The organism is Calothrix sp. FACHB-168 (assembly GCF_963889195.1).
Lineage (GTDB): Bacteria > Cyanobacteriota > Cyanobacteriia > Cyanobacteriales > Nostocaceae > Aulosira > Aulosira anomala_A.
The window spans coordinates 38,171-58,221 of the sequence record NZ_CAWPNJ010000053.1 but is presented as its reverse complement, the minus strand read 5'-3'; the positions used below and the strand labels follow the sequence as shown (position 1 = coordinate 58,221).

The following is a 20,051-nucleotide window of genomic DNA, read 5'->3' as shown; positions in this document are numbered from 1 at the left end:
ACCCGTCCGCCACTATCTCCGAAGAGACCGTTCGACTTGCATGTGTTAAGCATACCGCCAGCGTTCATCCTGAGCCAGGATCAAACTCTCCATTTTGTTGAATCGTTTGTCTTTCCGAATTTTTCTTTCGACTTCGGAAATCCTGCTATAATTTTTGGTTAAGTTTTGAGTTTACTCAAAAAACCTGTTTGACGAGGATTGGTTTTTCTTTAGCTTTCAAAGTATTCTTTTGTCTCGGTTCGGTCGCTGCGGCGGTCTCTCGCCTCAGCACTTATTCAAGATAGCAATTGTTTTTCAGTTTCGTCAAGGGGTTCGACAAACTTTTTTTGAGAACTTTTTGTCAAGGCTACGCGATCGCCTATCAAGCCTACATTCTGTCGCCTTTCATCCCCATGATTTGCCAGTACATCTGATGCGAGCGGAATATATGCTGTAGTGGCAGATAAAAATACCCTGAAGAAAAATACTAGTAACACTTCCCCAGGGTGAGATGAATTGATAAGTAGCTTGTTTGCTTGAGTCAAAATTAAGGAACAGCAATAGGAATTAGGGCATTTTCTGGCAGATAACTAGTAAATCGCCCTTCATCTGAGAAGACAAAAATCAGGCGCAGGGGGTAATCGGGTGGGACTTGTAAATCTGCCCAAGGGACGGCTACTTCTAAGCAGGTATTGAAAGCGACTTGAGCGCGGCTAAACCGGGGATGCCATTGAAAATTCTCTCCAGCTTCGCGAAACTGAATTGATTGCGTCAGTAAGTTAATCTCCAAATGGTGGTGAAATAGATAATTAACTGGAGCGATATCTGGGACTTCTGCTAAGGGTATTGGACTATTCAGCATGGTTTTATCGGGATAGAACCATAGTAAGTTCAACTCTGCTGGCAAATCTCGACCTGGAGTAATGCCGCTTTTTAAGTCCATTCGCAAATAAAAGTTAAGATGATCTACTCCATACCACAGTCGCTGAATGGGGCTACTGATATGCATGGTTCCCCTGGCTCCGCCTATTTCTAAGCGTCCGGCTTTGTCCCAGTCCTGTTCATCACCTTTCCCATCAATGATGGGATGAATAAACCCTTGGGGGCTATGATCTGTCCTGGCGGCATGTACTTCTAGTGGTTGTCTGAGATATGGGGGTATGGGTTCATTTAAGGCTTTGTAAATGCCGTAAAGATGTTCTCGGAATAATTGGTCAAAAATTGCATCCTGATTTGAGGAATGTCCTTCCCCAAACCACCAGAACCAATCGGAACCTTCGGCTGCATATAGTGCTTCCCAGGCTTCGGGGTTATTTTCTTCGGTGGCTTCTGGGTGACTGGCTAGGGTTTCTCTGGCTTGGGTGAGGTAGTCCCAAGCACGATTTTTGGCAGGATCGCCAATCCAAGTGGTAAAGCTACCATCTACCCAAGAACCACTATGTAGCTGTTCTCCGGGGATAGTGGCTGTGGCGGGAAATTGTGCGAGAAATTCGGAGACAGTGACTAGTTTGATATTGGGTTCTAATTCTAAACTTTGATATAAGGCTTCCAGGAAGGGTTTACCGTCTTGGGGATAAAATTCCCAGCAATTTTCACCATCTAAGGCAATTGTAACTAACCAAGGCTGTTCGCTTTGTTTGTCTCGCTGCATTTTGGCGATCGCTTGCAGGTGTCCAACTAAGTCTGCGGCTGCTTGTTTTGCTGGCATTGCTCCATAGGTGAAGCCAATTAAATCTGATAATCGGTGATCGCGGAAAACAATTGCTAAATCACCAGAGGGGGTTGCTAGGCGATAGGGACGATATAAAAGTTCTGGTTCTTCAACATTCCCGGCTCCATCACGATGAAAAAAGTGTTTTAGCGTCCATCCTAAGACAGCTTCATCTGAGCAAATCCACTTAAAACCTTGTTTTATAATATATGGTAATACTGCTGGACTCACTGACTGCTCGGAAGGCCATAAACCGCGAGGTTCTTGACCAAAGCGGTCTGTATATAAATCCCAAGCTTTTTGCAAATGTCGAGGAATATCTTCTGCCCACTGAAACCGTCGCTGTGGCAAATTCATTTGGGGTATAGCTACGCGACCGGAATTAGTATCTGCTAGTAAGGGTAAAATTGGGTGAGTGTAGGGGGTAGTTGTGACTTCTAGTTGCCCTGCTGCTTGCATTTTCCGGTGCTGGGGAATGATGCGGCTGAGGATTTCTCGTTGTTTGGAATAAATACGTTGGCGATCGCTTAAAGTAAAATCGCGACCTTGTTTTAACCAACTGGCAATTTCTGGATCATCCCAAAATAGCGGATCTATCCAGGCAAGATTGTGCCAAGCTAGCAAATCGCTGTAATCTTGCCGTTGCCAATTCTCTAAACACCAAGCTTGTCCTTTATCTTGCCTTTGATGATACAACTGGCTATAGCGCGGATGAGGATCGATCAGGGTGTGGTGATTGGCATCAAAAAAATGTTGGACAATAAATTCCCGTTGTTCTTGAGTTAATTGTTCAACTGGTGTCAAACTGGCTGTGAGATAAGGATCTAAAGCTGTACCTGCTATGTAATCTTCTAGTTGCAATATTAATGAGGGAACCAAATTTACTGTTTGGTGTAATTTAGGATATTTTTCCAAAAGTAACACCAAATCTAGATAATCCTTGGTGCCATGCAACCTAACCCAAGGTAAGCGGTACTGTTGGCTGGAAGATAACGAAATGCTGCTACCAGGGGACTTGTACAGTGGCTGATGTTGATGCCAAATAAAAGCGACGTAGAGAGGTTGGGTCATAGGAATAATGGGGCATGGGGCATGGGGCATGGGTAAGCCACTTCCTGAGCCGGGTTTGCCGACTTGTAAACGCGAAATGGCTTCCCGCAGGCTAGCAAGTAGCACTATGGGGCATAGGATATAGGGTATGGGGCATTGAAAACAATTTTGGATTTTGGATTTTAGATTTTAGATTGGAATCCAAAATCGCAAATCTGTCTTGAAAAGTGACGCTCCTGCGTCGCTAACAGATCGCCGGAAGCAGGCGCTCCGACTTTTCGCAAAATCTAAAATTCTCCTAGCCCCTAGCCCCTAGTCCCTAGCCCCTAATCTCTAGTCCCTAGATTACTTGCTCGACTTCGGCAATTTCGGGAATCATTTCCTTTAAGCGGCGCTCAATACCCATTCTTAAGGTCATGGTAGAACTAGGACAAGAACCACAGGCTCCTTGCAAGCGCAATTTGACTATAGGCCCATCTAGTTCTACTACTTCTACGTTGCCGCCATCAGAGATCAAATAAGGGCGCATTTCATCTAGTACTGTTTCCACGTTGTCAATTGTTAGTTCCATAGTTTGTGTCCTGTCAATGAACTGAAAGCATGGGAAATTAGTCTATAGTGGAGCTAAAGCACAACTAAAAAGCCAGTTCCCAACATTTTCTTTTTTTGCTTTTAAAACGATCCTAGATCCAATTGCAGCTAGTTGTTAGTTATTGGTAGTCAGTTATCTGTTTGTGATGACTTTGTAAATATCCCAAGAATAAGCTATTCACCACACAGCTATCGATATAGTGTTGTATTTTTGTGGGAAGATTAGTTTGAGAATAGCGCTAAAGCTGAAAATATAATTATTTTGATTGATTACCTGTGACTTTTGATTTCCACAGATCGGTAGATCGGTAATATTTATTTATATGGATATAAGAGTTACAGAATAAACTGTTGTGCAGTTTTTGGCATTATTATCCAATTATTTGTCATAAATGGCAATTTTGTCATTTATTAACCTGGATTAACACAGATTGCTGGGAAAATCGTTGTCACTTGTAGAAACAATTACTGGCTGTTGATACAGGGGAACTGTAAATGTAACTGTCGATCCCAGTCCTTCACCCAGGCTGTAAAAGTGTACTTCACCACCCATAGCCTCGACTAACTTCTGTGAAATTGCTAATCCCAAACCTGTACCTCCATACTGGCGGGTGCGAGAACCATCAACTTGGGAAAATAATTGAAATAATTTGTCTTGTTTGTCTAAAGATACACCAATACCCGTATCTGCTACGCGCACTCTGACCATACCAGGAAATGGTTGCCCTTGAAATTTGATTTTTTTGAGGACAATATCGGCGCTGATGGTAATTCCACCTTCTTGGGTAAATTTAATAGCATTACCTACTAAGTTGAGCATGACTTGTAGGAGGCGTTGGTAATTACCTTGAACAATAATCTCATCTGAGGTAGTAGGTAATTGCATCTGGAAGCTCAAGTTTCTCATTTGAGCTTGGGGACGCATAAAGTTGTCTACATCACTAAATAACTCAGCTAATTGGACTGGACTACAATCTAGCTCCATTTTGCCAGCTTCGATTTTGGCAATGTCCAAAATATCGTTGATGATATTGAGTAAATGAATTGATAAATGGTGAGCTTCTTGAAGAAATTGATTTTGTTCTTCTGGATCGTCTGCCATTCCTTCTAAAATCAGCTTGAGAAAACCAATCATCCCGTTGAGGGGGGTACGAATTTCATGGGAGACGTTAGCAAGAAATTCGCTTTTAAGACGGGAAGCGTCTTCGGCTTTTTGACGGGCTGATTCTAATTCTTTGTATAAGGTAGCATGAGCGATCGCTGTTCCTAACTGATCGGCTACTTCTTTGGCTAGTTCAATTTCGGCTTCTGTCAATGGATAGCATTCTTCTGGGACTGTCAAGGCTACTAATCCATTGGCTTGGTCTTGATAAGATGTAGCTACTACTAAAACTTTCTGTTTTGGACACAGAGTATATTCAGGCGATTCCATGACTACTGGTTCTAGAGTAGTCAAAGCATCGGCAAAAGCAGGTTCATCAGCGATATCTATATCTTGGTTGAGCATAAATTTGCTCTGGTTTTGATAATACTCTGCTTTCACCTGAATTTTAGAACTGCGCGGCTGGTGGGAACAAATTATACAACGCTCTAGCCGGAGGACTTTACCCAAACTATCAACTGTTTGTTGCCAAATTACATCCAGATCTAAATTACGGCGAATATTTTTCGTGACTCTAGTCACCAGTTTCTGGTGTCGCTGGGAACGTACAGTTAACTCTATTTGAGTAGGTGTTTTGGTGATGACATCTATTGTGGTTCTGTTGACTTTTGCTTGTAGTAAGCGTCCCATAACCAAAACAGTGGTGGCTGCTTTCCCCAACTGGGGCATAATTGGCGTGATTACTAACTCCAACTCAAATAACTCTTGGCCGTAACTAAACCAGCACTGTAGTTTTTCTGGCACTAGGTTTGTCAAAATCCGGTGTAATCGCTCCAAATAGGCTACTTTCTCCACTGGCTCAAAGATAGCCCGCTCGTTACACTCATCTACTATCTGCTCGGGATTTAACCCTAGAACTTCACTGTGCTGCCAATAAAAAGCCAGGTAACGGCCTGACTCATCTTGAGTGTATACCAGCTCTGCACCTAGAGTTGGTAATAAATAGTCTGTCGGATGATTGATAGAATTACGATTCTGGGAGAATAAATTCGGCAATTGGGAATTAGCAGTAATAGTCATTATGGAGTTGGATAGACAAATAGCAGCCGACGACATTATTACTAAAGCTGCTTAAAGTTTGGCATAAATTATTACAGCTTTGAAGTCTTGAGTTGAAGTTTTAGTTCTTTTCTGCGCCAAAGTGGCAAATTTTACATTTTTTTGATTTTGAATTTACATTCTATTTATATAGTTAGTCGTTCCATTCTCCGCGAGGTGGAATAGGTGAACGTACAGGAGTACGTGTCAGTTCGTCGTCTCTAGGAACTTCACCCCGTAGCCATTGGCGAATTGCTACTTCAATTACTTTGCTGGGGTCATTGGTTAAATGCTGAATTTGCTCTACTAATTCGGAGTCTAGGCGGACAGCAATTTCTACCTTATCGGTTTGTCTGTGTTCCGCATCGGTAGCTTTTTCTTTCATATTCATAGGTTTATATACTCAGGAATTTTCTTTTGAAAAACTTTGTCAAGCAGTACTATTATGAATTTCGGATTAGGTTTACTGAACAAATGCAAAAATTTATAGTTACATAGTTCCCCGAAATTTTACCAAATTAACAGATGCTGCATACAAGTGAGAATTGTTAATGAAATTTACCAGACAATAGCTCTAGAAGCTTTGTCAGTCAATTAATCGTTACGAGCAATTACGGGTTGACTTACCTGCGCTCCTACACTATGTACTTATACATATTTATTGTACGCTTCTGGTCGATCAATACCAGCAAGTAACCATAGAGTTTTATCGATTCTTCAAAGGGAATGGTTAGGGGGTAGGGAAGGGGGACAAGGAGGACAAGGGGGACAAGGGGGACAAGGGGGACAAGGGGGACAAGGGGGACGAATGACGAATGACAAATGACAACTGACCATTGACTAATAAAGCATTAAAATACATTAAGTAATTTGCTCTGTTAACCTTGGTTGCTTTTTCAGCAAAGATGATATATGACTGACGTTCCCGCAGTTCGCATTCGCAATTTTTGTATTATTGCTCACATCGACCACGGGAAATCCACCCTTGCCGATCGCTTACTCCAAGCTACTGGTACTGTTGAAGATCGGCAGATGAAGGAGCAGTTTCTCGACAATATGGATCTGGAACGGGAGCGCGGCATTACCATTAAGCTGCAAGCTGCCCGAATGAACTACACTGCTAAAGATGGTCAGCAGTATGTTTTGAATTTAATTGATACGCCTGGACACGTAGATTTTTCTTATGAGGTGTCCCGCTCTCTGGCTGCTTGTGAGGGGGCGCTGTTGGTGGTGGATGCTTCTCAAGGCGTAGAAGCGCAAACTTTGGCTAATGTGTATTTGGCTCTGGAACATAATCTGGAAATTATCCCGGTTTTAAATAAAATCGATTTACCAGGTGCAGAACCAGACCGAGTTATTAGCGAAATTGAAGAAATTATCGGCTTAGATTGCAGTGGTGCGATTTTAGCCTCAGCTAAAGAAGGTATTGGGATTAATGAGATTTTAGAGGCGATTGTTGAGCGCGTACCACCAGCGCCGAATACTGTAGATCAGCGCTTGCGGGCGTTAATTTTTGATAGCTACTATGACAGCTACCGGGGTGTAATTGTTTACTTCCGAGTGATGGATGGTAGCCTGAAAAAAGGCGATCGCATTTATTTAATGGCTTCTGAAAAAGAATATGAAATTGATGAGTTAGGGGTTCTCTCTCCGACTCAGAAGCAAGTTGATGAACTCCACGCTGGGGAAGTAGGTTATTTAGCTGCCGCCATTAAAGCTGTGGCTGATGCGCGGGTAGGGGATACCATTACCCTAGCTAACGCTAAGGCTCCAGAAGCTTTACCAGGGTACACAGAAGCTAACCCGATGGTCTTTTGTGGGATGTTCCCCATCGATGCTGATCAATTTGAAGACTTGCGGGAAGCTTTAGAAAAGCTGAGGCTAAATGATGCGGCGCTACATTACGAACCAGAAACTTCCAGCGCTATGGGCTTTGGTTTCCGGTGCGGGTTCTTGGGTTTGTTGCACATGGAAATTGTTCAAGAACGGTTGGAAAGGGAATATAACTTAGATTTAATTATTACAGCCCCTTCTGTGGTTTATAAGGTGACTACTCTCAAGGGTGAGGAACTGTATATAGATAATCCAAGCCATTTACCCTCTCCCAACGAACGCGAGAAAATTGAAGAGCCTTACGTTAAGGTGGAAATGATTACACCTGAGACCTACGTAGGGACTTTGATGGAGTTGTCGCAAAATCGCCGGGGTATTTTCAAGGATATGAAATATCTCACCCAAGGGCGGACGACGCTGACATACGAGCTACCTTTGGCGGAAGTGGTGACGGACTTTTTTGACCAAATGAAATCGCGATCGCGCGGTTATGCGAGTATGGAATATCACCTGATTGGTTATCGCGAAAATCCTTTGGTGAAGCTGGATATTATGATTAATGGCGATCCGGTGGATTCTTTGGCGATGATTGTCCACCGCGATAAAGCTTACAATGTTGGTCGCTCGATGGCAGAAAAGCTGAAAGAATTGATTCCCCGCCATCAATTTAAAGTACCCATTCAAGCGAGTATTGGTAGTAAAGTTATCGCCAGCGAACATATCCCAGCTTTGCGCAAAGACGTACTAGCCAAATGCTATGGTGGTGATATCAGCCGGAAGAAGAAACTTTTGCAAAAACAAGCCAAAGGTAAAAAGCGGATGAAATCTGTGGGTACGGTGGATGTTCCACAGGAAGCTTTTATGGCTGTTTTGCGACTAGATCAAAGTTGATAGTTGGGCATAGGGCATAAGGGATTTAATCTAAAATCATAAATTTCTTTTTTGTTTTCCTTGTCCCTGCATCTCCTTTATCCCCATTCCTGAAAAGTGTAATGGGGTTTTTGCTTTATTTGAGGGCTGAAAATATTTAACTAAATTGTTTTACTTAAAAATGTTAAATTTTGGCACAATCTTCAGGATTTGCTGACTCAATTGATGAAGATGAATATCTGGAAAGATTTGTATCAACTTGCTGTATGATAGCAAGTCGCTAAATGTAGATGAAGTTTACTCGAAAAATTTTGCTTTGCTAATATTTATATTTCAGAAGTAATAACTGAAAAAATATTAAGAAATTTAAATTTTTAGTAGATATACTCACTGGAATCGTCACACTTATACCTTATAAATATAATTTTTTAGCTATTTGTTATTTCTCAAGCATTGGGGGGTCTAGTAAATGAAGATATTGGTATTAAGTTGGGAATTTCCACCAAGGATAGTTGGCGGGATTGCGCGTCATGTGGCAGAGTTATATCCTGAATTGGTGAAGCTGGGGCATGAAATTCATTTAATAACAGTGGAACACGGTCAAGCTTCGATGTATGAATTAGTAGAAGGAATCCATGTACATCGAGTCCCGGTAGCTGCTAGTAGAGATTTTTTTCACTGGATAGTCAACGTAAATGAGAGCATGGGACATCATGGTGGCAAACTCATTATAGAAGAAGGCCCTTTTGATTTAATTCATGCTCATGATTGGTTAGTTGGTGATGCGGCGATCGCTCTTAAGAGTAACTTTAAAATACCCCTAATTGCGACAATTCACGCGACTGAATACGGACGCTATAACGGTATTCATACAGACACCCAACGCTATATCAGTGGGAAAGAGAATTTGTTAGCTTTCAACGCTTGGCGAATTATTGTTTGTAGCGAATATATGCGCCGGGAAGTAGAAAGAGTATTACATAGCCCTTGGGATAAAATTGATGTAATTTTTAACGGAATTCGGCCAGAAAAGAAACAGCATCATGAAGGTTTTTATGCTGATAATTTTCGCCGCCAATTTGCTGAAGACAATGAAAAAATTGTCTACTATGTTGGACGCATGACTTACGAGAAGGGTGTGCCTTTATTACTCAATGCTGCACCCAAGGTACTGGGGGAAATGAATGGTAATGTTAAATTTGTGATTGTTGGTGGCGGTAATACCGACCATCTCAAGCGTCAAGCTTGGGATTTGGGAATTTGGCATAAATGCTATTTTACTGGTTTTCTGTCTGATGAATACTTAGATAAATTTCAGACTGTAGCTGACTGTGCAGTTTTCCCCAGTCTTTATGAACCCTTTGGTATAGTTGCGTTGGAAAGTTTTGCCTCGCGGGTTCCTGTAGTTGTATCTGATACTGGTGGTTTTCCGGAAGTAGTACAACATACAAAAACCGGGATTGTTACCTGGGTAAATAGTCCTGACTCAATTGCTTGGGGAATATTGGAGGTGTTGAAAAATCCTGGTTATCGCCAATGGCTGATTGATAATGCTTATGAGGATTTAGAGAGACGCTTTAGCTGGCCAAAATTAGCTTTGCAAACTGAAGCTGTGTATGAGCGAGTTGTGAAAGAGCGATCGCAAATAGACTGGTTTTAAATTGCACAAGCAACGAAAAACAGAGCAGAGAATAAAAGATTACCCTGCTTTTTTAGGGTTAAAAAACAGTACAACCCTTGTACGCTGGGAATTTCACCCCTTCTGGTGAGAGAGTTAGCAAATAATTGCAGTTTGCACCAGAAGGTTAGCATGACTAAGGCTTTTCCAAATATAGCAAAGTGGTTAAAAAATTTAGGAACCATGTTGCTGAAGATGGGAACCACCTTCATCACCCATATTACAGCAAACTTGAGACGCTATTTTCAGGACATTACCGAGGATTTTGATTCTCCTGTAGCTCCCTTACCTAGCTTACCTGCTGCTTTACCTGCCTTACCTCACCTGGCCGGGCCTGTGCTTAACTTGGGTGGTGGTGGCCCTGATGTTGAGGAGGCGATTCAATGGATGATTCACCAGGTGAGGGGCGGTACTAACTGCGCTACTAAGGTGAATGTTGTAGTTCTTCGCACCTATGGTAATCACGATTACACTCGACTGATTTATGAGATGAAAGGCGTAAAGTCAGCAGAGACGCTGATTGTCAGCAATCGTAACGATGCTAACAAAGCGGAGATTGTTGATAAAATCCGCAAAGCAGATGTAATTTTTATTGCTGGCGGCGACCAATGCCAATACATCCGTAACTGGAAAGGCACTAAACTAGAGGCGGCTGTCAATTCTGTTTACGCCAGAGGTGGGGGAGTTGGCGGTACTAGTGCGGGGGCGATGATCCAAAGCGAATTTGTTTATGATGCTTGTGCTTCTTCGGAAGAAGGGATTGAAACCAGAGATGCCCTAGAAGATCCTTATCAGGATATTACCTTTACTTACAACTTTTTTAAATGGCGGCATCTTGCGGGAACCATTGTCGATACTCACTTTGACAGGCGCAAAAGAATGGGGAGAATTATGGCTTTTATCGCCCGTCAAATTCAGGATGGCAAAACTCAACGGGCTTTAGGTATCGCCATTAGCGAAGAAACATCGGTTGTGGTTGATAAATATGGTTTGGCAAAAGTGATGGGTAGGGGTGCAGCATATTTTATTTTAGGCGATCGCCCCCCAGAAGTTTGCAAACCCCGCACACCTCTAACATTCCACGACTACAAAATTTGGCGCGTTCCCCGTGGCGACACCTTTGATTTAAAAAACATACCCAGTAGGGGTTATTATCTGCGGAGTGTCAAACGGGGAAGGTTTAGTTCAGATCCTTATTGAAATGGGGCATGGGGCATGGGGCATGGGGCATGGGTTAATTGTTAGAGACGCGATTAATCGCGTCTGTACAATTGTCATTTGTCCCCCTTCCCTTGTCCTCACACCAAAGTCGTCTGCTTGCGCAAACTTTTAATAGTGGCGATCGCATGTTTGGCTGCGATATCAATCTCCTCTGGGGTATTGAAGCGACCAATGCCAAAGCGGACTGAGGCGTAGGCTAGCTGTGGGGGATGTCCTAAGGCGGTGAGAACGTGGGAAGGTGCTGTTACGGCGGAGTTACAAGCGGAACCGGAGGAAACTGCCATGATTGATTGTAATCCTAAGCCAAGTGCTGCACCATCTACGCCGTCAACGCTGATACTTAGGTTTCCTGGTAGGCGTTGGGTAAGATGTCCGTTGAGATGAACGCCTTCGATTTGCGAAAGCTGTTCCCACAGTTTTAATCGCAGTTGTGTCTGGCGTTGGTTTTCTGTTGCTTGTTCTGCTAAAGCGATTTCCACAGCTTTACCAAAACCGACGATTTGCGGTGTATATAATGTACCCGATCGCATTCCTCGTTCGTGTCCGCCGCCATGTTGTTGGGGAGCGATTTGGACTCTGGGGTTGCGTCTCTTGACATATAACGCGCCAATACCTTTTGGGCCGTATACTTTATGTGCTGTTAGCGACATTAAGTCAATTTTTTGGGCTTGCACATCCAAGGGAATTTTACCAATAGCTTGGGCGGCATCGGTGTGGAAAAGAATATTGCGATCGCGGCAGATTTCACCAATGGCTGATAAAGGCTGCAATACGCCGATTTCGTTATTTGCAGCCATTACCGATACTAAAATTGTCTCTGGGCGGATCGCTTTTTCTAACTCAGTTAAATCAATTAACCCGTCTTTTTGTACGGGAAGTACTGTAATTTCAAAACCCAATGTTTTTAAATATGCACAGGGATCGAGAACAGCTTTGTGTTCTGTCGCCACTGTAATAATATGCTGTCCTTTTTGAAAATAAGCTTCAGCTACACCTTTTATCGCCAAATTATTAGCTTCTGTCGCCCCGCTAGTAATAACAATTTCTTCTGGTGAGGCGTTAATCGCTGTTGCTAAAATTTCTCGCGTCTGTTTCACAGCTGCTTCTGCTTCCCAACCGTAAACATGACTGATACTTGCTGGATTACCAAACTTTTCTGTGAAGTAAGGAATCATTGCTGCTAATACTCGTTCGTCAACGGGGGTGGTAGCATGGCAATCTAGGTAGATGGGGCGATTAGACATATATCAACTCAAAAATTAACTCAATTTTTTGAATATCCTGAGAATCGGATAACGTAAATTTATCGGATAAAGCATACTCAAACTTATCTTGCTGAATTAGCTTGATCAACTACAAATCTTCGCCACTGGTTACACAGCCAAACACAGGTTTATCTGGCTCAGGATTAGCCAGCATATCAGCGATCGCTTGCAGTATAGCTTCTAAAAGGGAAAAACTAGCTTTTTTAGCTTCAATTACTCACAACTACAGTTGTTCTTGAATAACTAAAACGTCAATTCGTCCTCTAACAATTTCGTCTTTATCCTCAATTGCAATTTCTCTCGACTTTTCCGTAGCTAATAAAAATGGCTCACGATAACATCCAGCTAAATCTAGTAAAGGAGATAATAGCACCATTTTGGCTACATTCTCTCAGATTGCTGAAAGCTGTACTCGTGTAAATTTTGACTCTAACTTACAGATAAATTTGAGACATCTGGGAATACTAGATCGAGAAATCATCAGATGAGCGCAATATGGTTAGCACTCTTGTCAGTATTCCTGGTTATCGCATTAGTGAAGAACTCTACAATGGTTCGAGAACAATAGTTTATCGCGCAGTCAGAGAAAGTGACTCAGTAGCGGTAGTTATCAAACTACTGAAGAATCCTTATCCCAATTTCCATGAACTGTTGTTATTTCGCAATCAGTACACCATTGGTAAAAATCTCAACTCACCTCTGATTATTCAAACCTATAGCCTTGAACCCTTACAAAATGGCTATATGTTAGTCATGGAAGACTTTGGCGGAATTTCTCTCAAGGATTATTTCCGTAAAAATCAGCCTGTCACATCTGTTGAGGAGTTTTTAGTCATAGCGATCGCAGTCTGTGACATCCTAGACTTACTCTACCACGAGCGGATTATTCATAAAGATATCAAACCCAGCAATATATTAATTAACCCCGAAACTAAACAAGTTAAATTAATTGACTTTAGTATTGCATCCTTATTACCCAGAGAAACTCAAACATTAGTCAATCCCAACGTATTAGAAGGAACACTTGCTTATATATCTCCAGAACAAACCGGGAGAATGAATCGCGGAATTGACTATCGCACAGATTTTTATTCCTTAGGTGTAACTTTTTATGAACTACTCACAGGAGAATTACCATTTTCATCTACTGATGCGATGGAATTGGTACATTCTCATATTGCTAAAACAGCCCTTTTGGTACATAAAATTAATCAAGATATCCCTTCAGTTATTTCAAAAATTGTCAGGAAACTGATGGCAAAAAATGCTGAAGATAGGTATCAGAGTGCGTTGGGATTAAAATTTGATTTAGAAAACTGTCTAATTCAGCTAAAAGAAACTGGTGAGATTAAAGACTTTGAAATTGCTAGTAGGAATTTGTGCGATCGCTTCATCATTCCTGATAAACTTTACGGCAGAGAAACCGAGGTAAAAACCCTACTAAAAGCCTTTGATAGAGTCAGTCTTGGTGCAACAGAAATGATGCTAGTAGCGGGGTATTCGGGAATTGGAAAAACAGCCATTGTCAACGAAGTGCATAAACCAATTGTTAGACAACGCGGCTATTTCATCAAAGGTAAATATGACCAATTTCAACGGAATATTCCCTTTTCGGCATTTGTGCAAGCATTTCGTGATTTAATGGGGCAATTATTAACCGAAAGCGATCTGCAAATTCAGCAATGGCGAAATAAAATATTAGAGTCCGTGGGCGAAAATGGACAAGTAATTATTGCAGTCATTCCCGAATTAGAAAATATTATTGGTATTCAACCGCCAGCCTCAGAATTATCAGGGACAGCCGCCGAAAATAGATTTAATTTATTATTTCAAAAATTCACCCAAGTCTTTACAACTAAAGAACATCCCTTAGCCATATTTTTAGATGATTTGCAATGGGCTGATTCTGCATCATTAAAGTTAATGCAGCTATTAATGGCTGATACTGGGTATCTTTTCATTATTGGTGCATATCGTGATAACGAAGTCCATTCAGGACATCCATTATTGATGACATTGAGTGAAATTCAAAAGATACAAGCAACAATTAACACAATTACTTTAGCACCATTAAGTAATTTGAAAGTAAATAAATTAGTTGCTGACACACTCAAATGTCCAGAAGAATTGGCATGGAATCTTTCTGTATTAATCTATCAAAAAACAGAAGGTAATCCTTTTTTTGCTACACAGTTTCTCAAAGCATTATATCACGAAAATATCATTTACTTTGATTTTGAATTAGGCTGTTGGCAATGTGATATTTCCCAAGTAACAATGCAAGCAGTTACAGATGACGTTGTGGCTTTTATGAGTCTGCAATTACGTAAACTGTCGTCATCAACACAAGAAATCATCAAACTGGCAGCTTGTATTGGTAATTCTTTTGATTTAGCCACTTTAGCAATTGTTGCAGAACAATCTCAAATTGAAACAGCAGCTTATTTATGGAAAGCATTACAAGAAGGTTTGATTGTACCAATTGGTGATGTTTATAAGTTTTATGTTGGGCAAGAAAATATTGTAGACATATCGACAAATCAACAAAATGTTGCCTATAAATTTATACACGATCGCGTCCAGCAAGCAGCTTATTCTCTGATTCCTGATGAGAAAAAACAAGCAACTCACTATCAAATTGGTCAATTACTTCTGCAACAAATTTCTCCAGATGCCAGAGTTGAACGCATTTTTGAAATTGTTAATCAATTAAATTACGGAACTTGTTTAATTAGTGAACAAACACAACGAACAGAACTAGCTCAACTTAACCTCACCGCCTGTCGCAAAGCCAAAAATTCTACCGCTTATAAAGCAGCTCGTGAATATGCCACAGTGGGATTGTCTTTGTTAGGAGAAAATGCTTGGCAACAGCAATATGAAATGAGTCTCGCCTACCATGAATTAGCTGCGGAAGTCGCTATGCTGAGTGGTGAGTTTGAGGTGATGGAAAACTTGATTAATACTGTCATCCAACAGACACATTCTTTACTAGAACAAGTCAATGTTTACCGTTTGAGAATTCAAGCCAAAATTTCCCACCGTCAACTTATTGAAGCGCTAGCAATTGGGATTGATCTGCTGCAAAAGTTGGGCGTAACAATCAACGAATCACCCACACCAGAATATATTCAACAGTCAATGCAAGAAATTAGCGATCTGATTGGCGATCGCCAAGTTGCAGATTTTGTCAACCTCCCGGTGATGACAGATGCAAACAAAATTGCCATTGCCCAGATTACCAGTAGCATCATGTCAGCAGCTTACACCAGTGGGTCTTCTTTGTATCCATTACTAGCTACTTTTTTAGTCAAATTATTCCTCCAGTATGGCAATATATCTATTTCTGCCACTAACTATGCTTGCTATAGTATTGTTCTTTGTAATGTGCAGCAAAATATAGATTTGGCGTCACAATTTGGGCAATTATCATTGAATGTGGCATCAAAATTTGATGATAAAACAACTAAATCTGAAGTATTGTTTCTGTTGAGCAGTTATATTCTCCACCGCAAATCTCACCTCAAAAAAACATTACCTCTGTTGAGTGAAAGTTACACACTGGGGCTAGAAGTTGGCAACCTGGAATACGCCGGATATAGCGGTCAGACTTTCTGCCGATATTCTTTTTGGTGCGGTCAACCCCTCGCCACCTTAGAACGAGAAACCCATACTTACTACAATGCTTTAGTGCAATTGAAGCAGTTGGGATCAGCTAATTATTGTCTGATTTATTGGCAAGTAATTTTAAATTTATTGGGTGTTGCAGAGCATCCCACTATTTTATCTGGCTCTGCTTTCCAAGAAACAGAATTGCTCCCCTTGCTACTGTCTGCAAATGATTTCTATGGATTATTTATTTTCTATTCATCTAAATTGACCCTTTGCTTTTTGTTTGAGGAAATTGAGCAAGCTAACAATTATGCCCTTGAGTGTAGAAACTATTTCATGGGAGGCGCAGGGAAAATTGGTGAACCTGCTTTTTATTTTTATGATTCGTTGATTGCTTTAACAAAATTAAGTCAATTCTCCAGTGAAAAATCAAGTCTCTTAGAGAGGCTAGAAAAAAATCAAACTCAATTACAGCGATGGGCGTATCATGCACCCATAAATCACCAGCATAAGTTTGATTTAGTAGAAGCAGAAAAATGTCGCGTTTTCGGACATAAAGCCGAAGCTAGCGAACTGTACGATAAGGCAATTTCTGGGGCGAAAGCCAACGAATACACACAAGAAGAAGCACTAGCTAACGAACTCGCCGCTAAATTTTACCAAAATTGGGGCAAGCAGCGCATAGCTCAAGAGTATATGATTGAAGCTTACTATTGTTATGCTCGTTGGGGAGCAAAAGCCAAAATTGCTGATTTAGAAAGACACTATCCCCAATTACTCGCCCCCATCTTACAGCAAAGCCGTTCTGTTGTTTCCACTAATGAAACTATCTTTGCCTTGGGGAGTGTCACGTCTTCTAGTTCTAGCAGTAGTGTCTCAGATACTCTAGATTTAAAAGCAATTCTCAAAGCATTTCAGACAATCTCTGGTGAAATCGAACTAGACAAACTACTTTCATCCTTACTGAGAATCTTGATTGAAAATGCTGGGGCTGATAAATGTGTGTTAATGCTGCTGCAAGACAATCATTTACTAATTCAAGGCGCAATTACCCAGGGAACACAACCGATTGTGTTGCAAAGTCTTCCCATAGCAGACAGCCAAGATATTATTCCCCAGAAGCTCATTTACAAAGTCAAGCATAGTCAACAGACTGTGGTACTCCTGGATGCAACTGCAGATACCACCTTAGCTAACGATCCCTATATGCTGCATCAGCAGCCAAAAAGTATTTTGTGCAGCCCGATTTTGCATCAAGGTAAATTACTGGGGATTTTATATCTAGAAAATAATTTAGTGACAGGGGCGTTTACAAGCGATCGCGTCGAACTATTCAATTTACTTTGCGCTCAAGCCGCTATTTCCTTAGAAAATGCCCGACTTTATCGACGTTCTCAGGAATACAGCCAAAAATTAGAGCGATCGCTCCATGAGTTAAGTGCTGCACAGATGCACTTGCAAGCATCAGGAAAACGACTTCAGCTATTGGTAGAACAAACTCCACTGGCATTCATAGAATGGGATACTAATTTCTGTGTTACTGACTGGAATCCAGCTGCTGAAAGGATATTTGGCTACAGCAAACAGGAAGCTTTAGGTCGTCAAATTCAATTCCTTGTTCCGCCAACAATTCAAATCCAAATTGAGCAGATTGTATGCAATCTTTTATCGCAACAAGGCGGCAATTACAGTATTAATGAAAATATCACAAAGGATGGTAAAACTATTATTTGTGCTTGGTATAATAATCCGCTTGTAAATGCAGATGGTGAATTAATTGGAGTTGCTTCTCTAGCAGATGATATTACAGAGCGCAAACTTGCCGAAGTTCAACTTCAACAAAAATCTCAAGAGTTAGAACAAGCACTACAAGATTTACAAAAAGCCCAATTACAAATGGTACAAAGTGAAAAAATGTCTGCCTTAGGTAACTTAGTTGCTGGTGTCGCCCACGAAATGAATAATCCTTTAGGATTTATTGCAGCCAGTCTTAAACAAGCTAAACCCACCTTCACTGATATTATTGAACATTTGAAACTTTATCAAGAAACCTTAAGCGATAAGACTGAAGAAATCCTCGACCACGAAGCAGAAATTGATTTGGAATATACCATAGAAGACCTGCCCAAAATGCTGGATTCTATGACAATGGCTTGCGATAGATTAAAAAATATCAGCACTTCTCTACGCACTTTCTCCCGTGCTGATAAAGATTACAAAGTACCATTTAATATTCATGAAGGTATTGATAGTACCATCTTAATTCTCAAACATCGCCTCAAAGCTAACGAACAACGTCCCGCAATTGAAGTAATAACTAATTACGGGAATTTACCAAAAATAGAATGTTTTCCCGGGCAATTAAATCAGGTGTTCATGAATATTTTAGCAAATGCCATTGACGCCTTAGATGAATCCAATTACGGACGGAGTTTTGACGAAATTAAAGCTCATCCTAACCGCATTACCGTGACAACTTCGGTAGAAAACGATCTCGTTAAGATTGCCATTGCTGATAATGGTAAAGGCATGAGTGAAGAAGTAAAACAAAAGATTTTTGACCATTTATTTACTACTAAAAGTGTTGGTAAAGGCACAGGCTTAGGGTTGGCTATAGCTAAACAAATCGTTGCAGAAAAACATGGAGGATTAATAGATGTCATTTCTGAATTAGGTGAAGGCAGTATATTTGCTATCCACCTACCGTTGTAATATATTCGTAAGCTAATCAGGATTTAAGCGCTTCGGGGAATGGCAGTGCCAATGCCCCTACAATCTGGCGCATTCTTTTTTCCAATTGGTATAACTTTTATTTTCAAGCCAGCCATTCACAACAAAAGCTCTTTTCCCATGCCCCATGCCCAATGCCCAATGCCCATTTTCAACTTAAGTCAATGTTAAAAATTGTCGTCGGTTGAAACTAAGATGAAGCAGTTGATATGGTTGCCAATTCTTGCAGTTTATTTAAAACTTGTTGAGCATGAGCTTTAACTTTCACATTTGACCAAGTATAAGCAATTTTTCCATCAGGATCGATGAGGAAAGTTGAGCGCACAACTCCCATATATTCTTTACCCATAAACTTCTTTAATTGCCAAATTCCATAAACTTCGGCTAAATCGTGTTCTGGATCGCTTAATAGGGTAATTGTTAAGTTATGTTTAGCGATAAATTTACAATGAGATTGGCTAGAATCTGGACTTACGCCGAAGATTTTTGCGCCCATTGCGCTAAATTGTTGATTTAATTCGGTAAAATCTTTGGCTTCTGTGGTGCAACCTGGGGTGTTATCTTTGGGGTAAAAATAAAGCACCACCCATTGACCGCTAAAATCCGTTAGACTGACGGGAGTTTCGTGTTCGTCAGGAATGGAAAATTCAGGTGCTGGTTGTCCGATTTGGGGAAGATTACTCATAATTGATAAAAGAGCGATCGCTTTAGAATTGTACCTATAATTTGTTGACGGTTGAGTGTGAATTATCTTCTCAACCACTGACAAATGACAAATGACTAATGACTAATGACTAATGACTAAATTCTTTTTCTAACTCTGTGATGCGTTGCATTTGTTGCAGATTCCAGTCATCGTTGGAGTATGGCGTAGAAAACCAAGCATCGAGAATTTCTTTAGCGATCGCATCTGTTGTTGCACGCAAACTTAATACTAAAACATTAGCATGATTCCAAATGCGTGCCCCACGGGCTGTCTCAGCATCATGACACAAGGCGGCGCGAATACCAGTAACTTTATTAGCGGCGATTGATGCACCTGTACCAGTCCAACAAAAAACAATTCCCTCGTCTGCTTGTTGCGTAGCTACAGCTAAAGCCACTTTACTACTGCTGATAGGCCAATCAACTTCTGATTCATTTTCATCCAATGAACCAAAGGTGACAATTTGATGTCCGCGCTGTTTGAGTTCTGCAAGTACTATATCTGTTAAGTGTGTACGTTCATCACTACCAATAGCAATTTTCATTTCCGCACCCCTAATGATGAGTCAATAGTCAACAGTCAATAGTCAACAGTCAATAGTCAAC

General features: G+C 41.0%; 13 protein-coding genes and 1 rRNA gene. 4 read left to right on the top strand and 10 right to left on the bottom strand.

Annotation, left to right across the window (positions count from 1 at the left end):
* The 6 genes from AACW45_RS28890 to AACW45_RS28865 all read right to left on the bottom strand — a co-directional run.
* Positions 1–96: ribosomal RNA gene (locus tag AACW45_RS28890) — 16S ribosomal RNA — on the bottom strand; the annotation flags it as partial.
* 179 nt (positions 97–275) lie between these two features.
* Positions 276–524 (bottom strand): hypothetical protein, encoded by a 249-nt coding sequence (locus AACW45_RS28885; protein WP_190636355.1) that lies wholly within the window; start codon positions 522–524, stop codon positions 276–278.
* A gap of 2 nt (positions 525–526) precedes the next feature.
* Complete coding sequence (locus tag AACW45_RS28880; RefSeq protein ID WP_190636363.1) at positions 527–2,761, bottom strand: glycoside hydrolase; 2,235 nt, start codon at positions 2,759–2,761, stop codon at positions 527–529.
* A 319-nt stretch (positions 2,762–3,080) separates the two neighbouring features.
* Complete coding sequence (locus tag AACW45_RS28875; protein ID WP_096643540.1) at positions 3,081–3,311, bottom strand: NifU family protein; 231 nt, start codon at positions 3,309–3,311, stop codon at positions 3,081–3,083.
* A gap of 441 nt (positions 3,312–3,752) precedes the next feature.
* Positions 3,753–5,513, bottom strand: coding sequence for an ATP-binding protein (locus tag AACW45_RS28870; protein WP_190636353.1), 1,761 nt, complete (start codon positions 5,511–5,513; stop codon positions 3,753–3,755).
* Positions 5,514–5,685: 172 nt separating this feature from the next.
* On the bottom strand, positions 5,686–5,922 hold the full coding sequence (locus AACW45_RS28865; RefSeq protein WP_096643538.1) for a hypothetical protein: 237 nt from the start codon (positions 5,920–5,922) through the stop codon (positions 5,686–5,688).
* A gap of 521 nt (positions 5,923–6,443) precedes the next feature.
* Between AACW45_RS28865 and lepA the strand changes: the two genes are divergently transcribed.
* The 3 genes from lepA to AACW45_RS28850 all read left to right on the top strand — a co-directional run bounded on the left by lepA (position 6,444) and on the right by AACW45_RS28850 (position 11,112).
* On the top strand, positions 6,444–8,255 hold the full coding sequence (lepA, locus tag AACW45_RS28860; RefSeq protein WP_190636351.1) for a translation elongation factor 4: 1,812 nt from the start codon (positions 6,444–6,446) through the stop codon (positions 8,253–8,255).
* A gap of 448 nt (positions 8,256–8,703) precedes the next feature.
* On the top strand, positions 8,704–9,894 hold the full coding sequence (locus AACW45_RS28855) for a glycosyltransferase family 4 protein (protein WP_190636349.1): 1,191 nt from the start codon (positions 8,704–8,706) through the stop codon (positions 9,892–9,894).
* Between the two features lie 150 nt (positions 9,895–10,044).
* Entirely contained in the window at positions 10,045–11,112 is a 1,068-nt protein-coding gene (locus AACW45_RS28850) for a cyanophycinase (RefSeq protein ID WP_190636346.1), read from the top strand.
* Between the two features lie 98 nt (positions 11,113–11,210).
* Here AACW45_RS28850 and AACW45_RS28845 read toward each other — a convergent pair whose 3' ends face one another.
* Both AACW45_RS28845 and AACW45_RS28840 read right to left on the bottom strand, forming a co-directional pair.
* On the bottom strand, positions 11,211–12,377 hold the full coding sequence (locus AACW45_RS28845) for a cysteine desulfurase family protein (RefSeq protein WP_190636344.1): 1,167 nt from the start codon (positions 12,375–12,377) through the stop codon (positions 11,211–11,213).
* A gap of 244 nt (positions 12,378–12,621) precedes the next feature.
* The gene (locus AACW45_RS28840; RefSeq protein WP_190546294.1) at positions 12,622–12,774 is read right to left on the bottom strand and encodes a hypothetical protein; all 153 of its coding nucleotides are present in this window, start codon (positions 12,772–12,774) and stop codon (positions 12,622–12,624) included.
* 119 nt (positions 12,775–12,893) lie between these two features.
* On the opposite strand from AACW45_RS28840, the gene AACW45_RS28835 reads away from it, so the two are divergent.
* Positions 12,894–18,722, top strand: coding sequence for a trifunctional serine/threonine-protein kinase/ATP-binding protein/sensor histidine kinase (locus tag AACW45_RS28835; protein ID WP_190636342.1), 5,829 nt, complete (start codon positions 12,894–12,896; stop codon positions 18,720–18,722).
* Between the two features lie 208 nt (positions 18,723–18,930).
* On the opposite strand, the gene bcp is transcribed toward AACW45_RS28835, so the two are convergent.
* Together bcp and AACW45_RS28825 are read right to left on the bottom strand one after the other, a co-directional pair.
* Positions 18,931–19,425: a thioredoxin-dependent thiol peroxidase gene (gene bcp / locus AACW45_RS28830; protein ID WP_190636361.1), complete on the bottom strand. Its 495-nt coding sequence runs from the start codon at positions 19,423–19,425 to the stop codon at positions 18,931–18,933.
* 109 nt (positions 19,426–19,534) lie between these two features.
* Positions 19,535–19,990, bottom strand: a complete 456-nt coding sequence (locus AACW45_RS28825; protein ID WP_096643527.1) for an RpiB/LacA/LacB family sugar-phosphate isomerase — start codon at positions 19,988–19,990, stop codon at positions 19,535–19,537.
* Positions 19,991–20,051: the final 61 nt, after the last annotated feature.

Excerpts from the sequence above, each read along its gene's own strand:
- AACW45_RS28855 (WP_190636349.1), top strand. The coding sequence starts at position 8,704 with ATGAAGATATTGGTATTAAGTTGGGAATTTCCACCAAGGATAGTTGGC.
- bcp (WP_190636361.1), bottom strand. The coding sequence starts at position 19,425 with ATGAGTAATCTTCCCCAAATCGGACAACCAGCACCTGAATTTTCCATT.
- AACW45_RS28835 (WP_190636342.1), top strand. The coding sequence starts at position 12,894 with ATGGTTAGCACTCTTGTCAGTATTCCTGGTTATCGCATTAGTGAAGAA.
- AACW45_RS28840 (WP_190546294.1), bottom strand. The coding sequence starts at position 12,774 with ATGGTGCTATTATCTCCTTTACTAGATTTAGCTGGATGTTATCGTGAG.
- AACW45_RS28850 (WP_190636346.1), top strand. The coding sequence starts at position 10,045 with ATGACTAAGGCTTTTCCAAATATAGCAAAGTGGTTAAAAAATTTAGGA.
- AACW45_RS28880 (WP_190636363.1), bottom strand. The coding sequence starts at position 2,761 with ATGACCCAACCTCTCTACGTCGCTTTTATTTGGCATCAACATCAGCCA.
- AACW45_RS28825 (WP_096643527.1), bottom strand. The coding sequence starts at position 19,990 with ATGAAAATTGCTATTGGTAGTGATGAACGTACACACTTAACAGATATA.
- AACW45_RS28865 (WP_096643538.1), bottom strand. The coding sequence starts at position 5,922 with ATGAATATGAAAGAAAAAGCTACCGATGCGGAACACAGACAAACCGAT.
- AACW45_RS28875 (WP_096643540.1), bottom strand. The coding sequence starts at position 3,311 with ATGGAACTAACAATTGACAACGTGGAAACAGTACTAGATGAAATGCGC.
- AACW45_RS28870 (WP_190636353.1), bottom strand. The coding sequence starts at position 5,513 with ATGACTATTACTGCTAATTCCCAATTGCCGAATTTATTCTCCCAGAAT.
- lepA (WP_190636351.1), top strand. The coding sequence starts at position 6,444 with ATGACTGACGTTCCCGCAGTTCGCATTCGCAATTTTTGTATTATTGCT.
- AACW45_RS28845 (WP_190636344.1), bottom strand. The coding sequence starts at position 12,377 with ATGTCTAATCGCCCCATCTACCTAGATTGCCATGCTACCACCCCCGTT.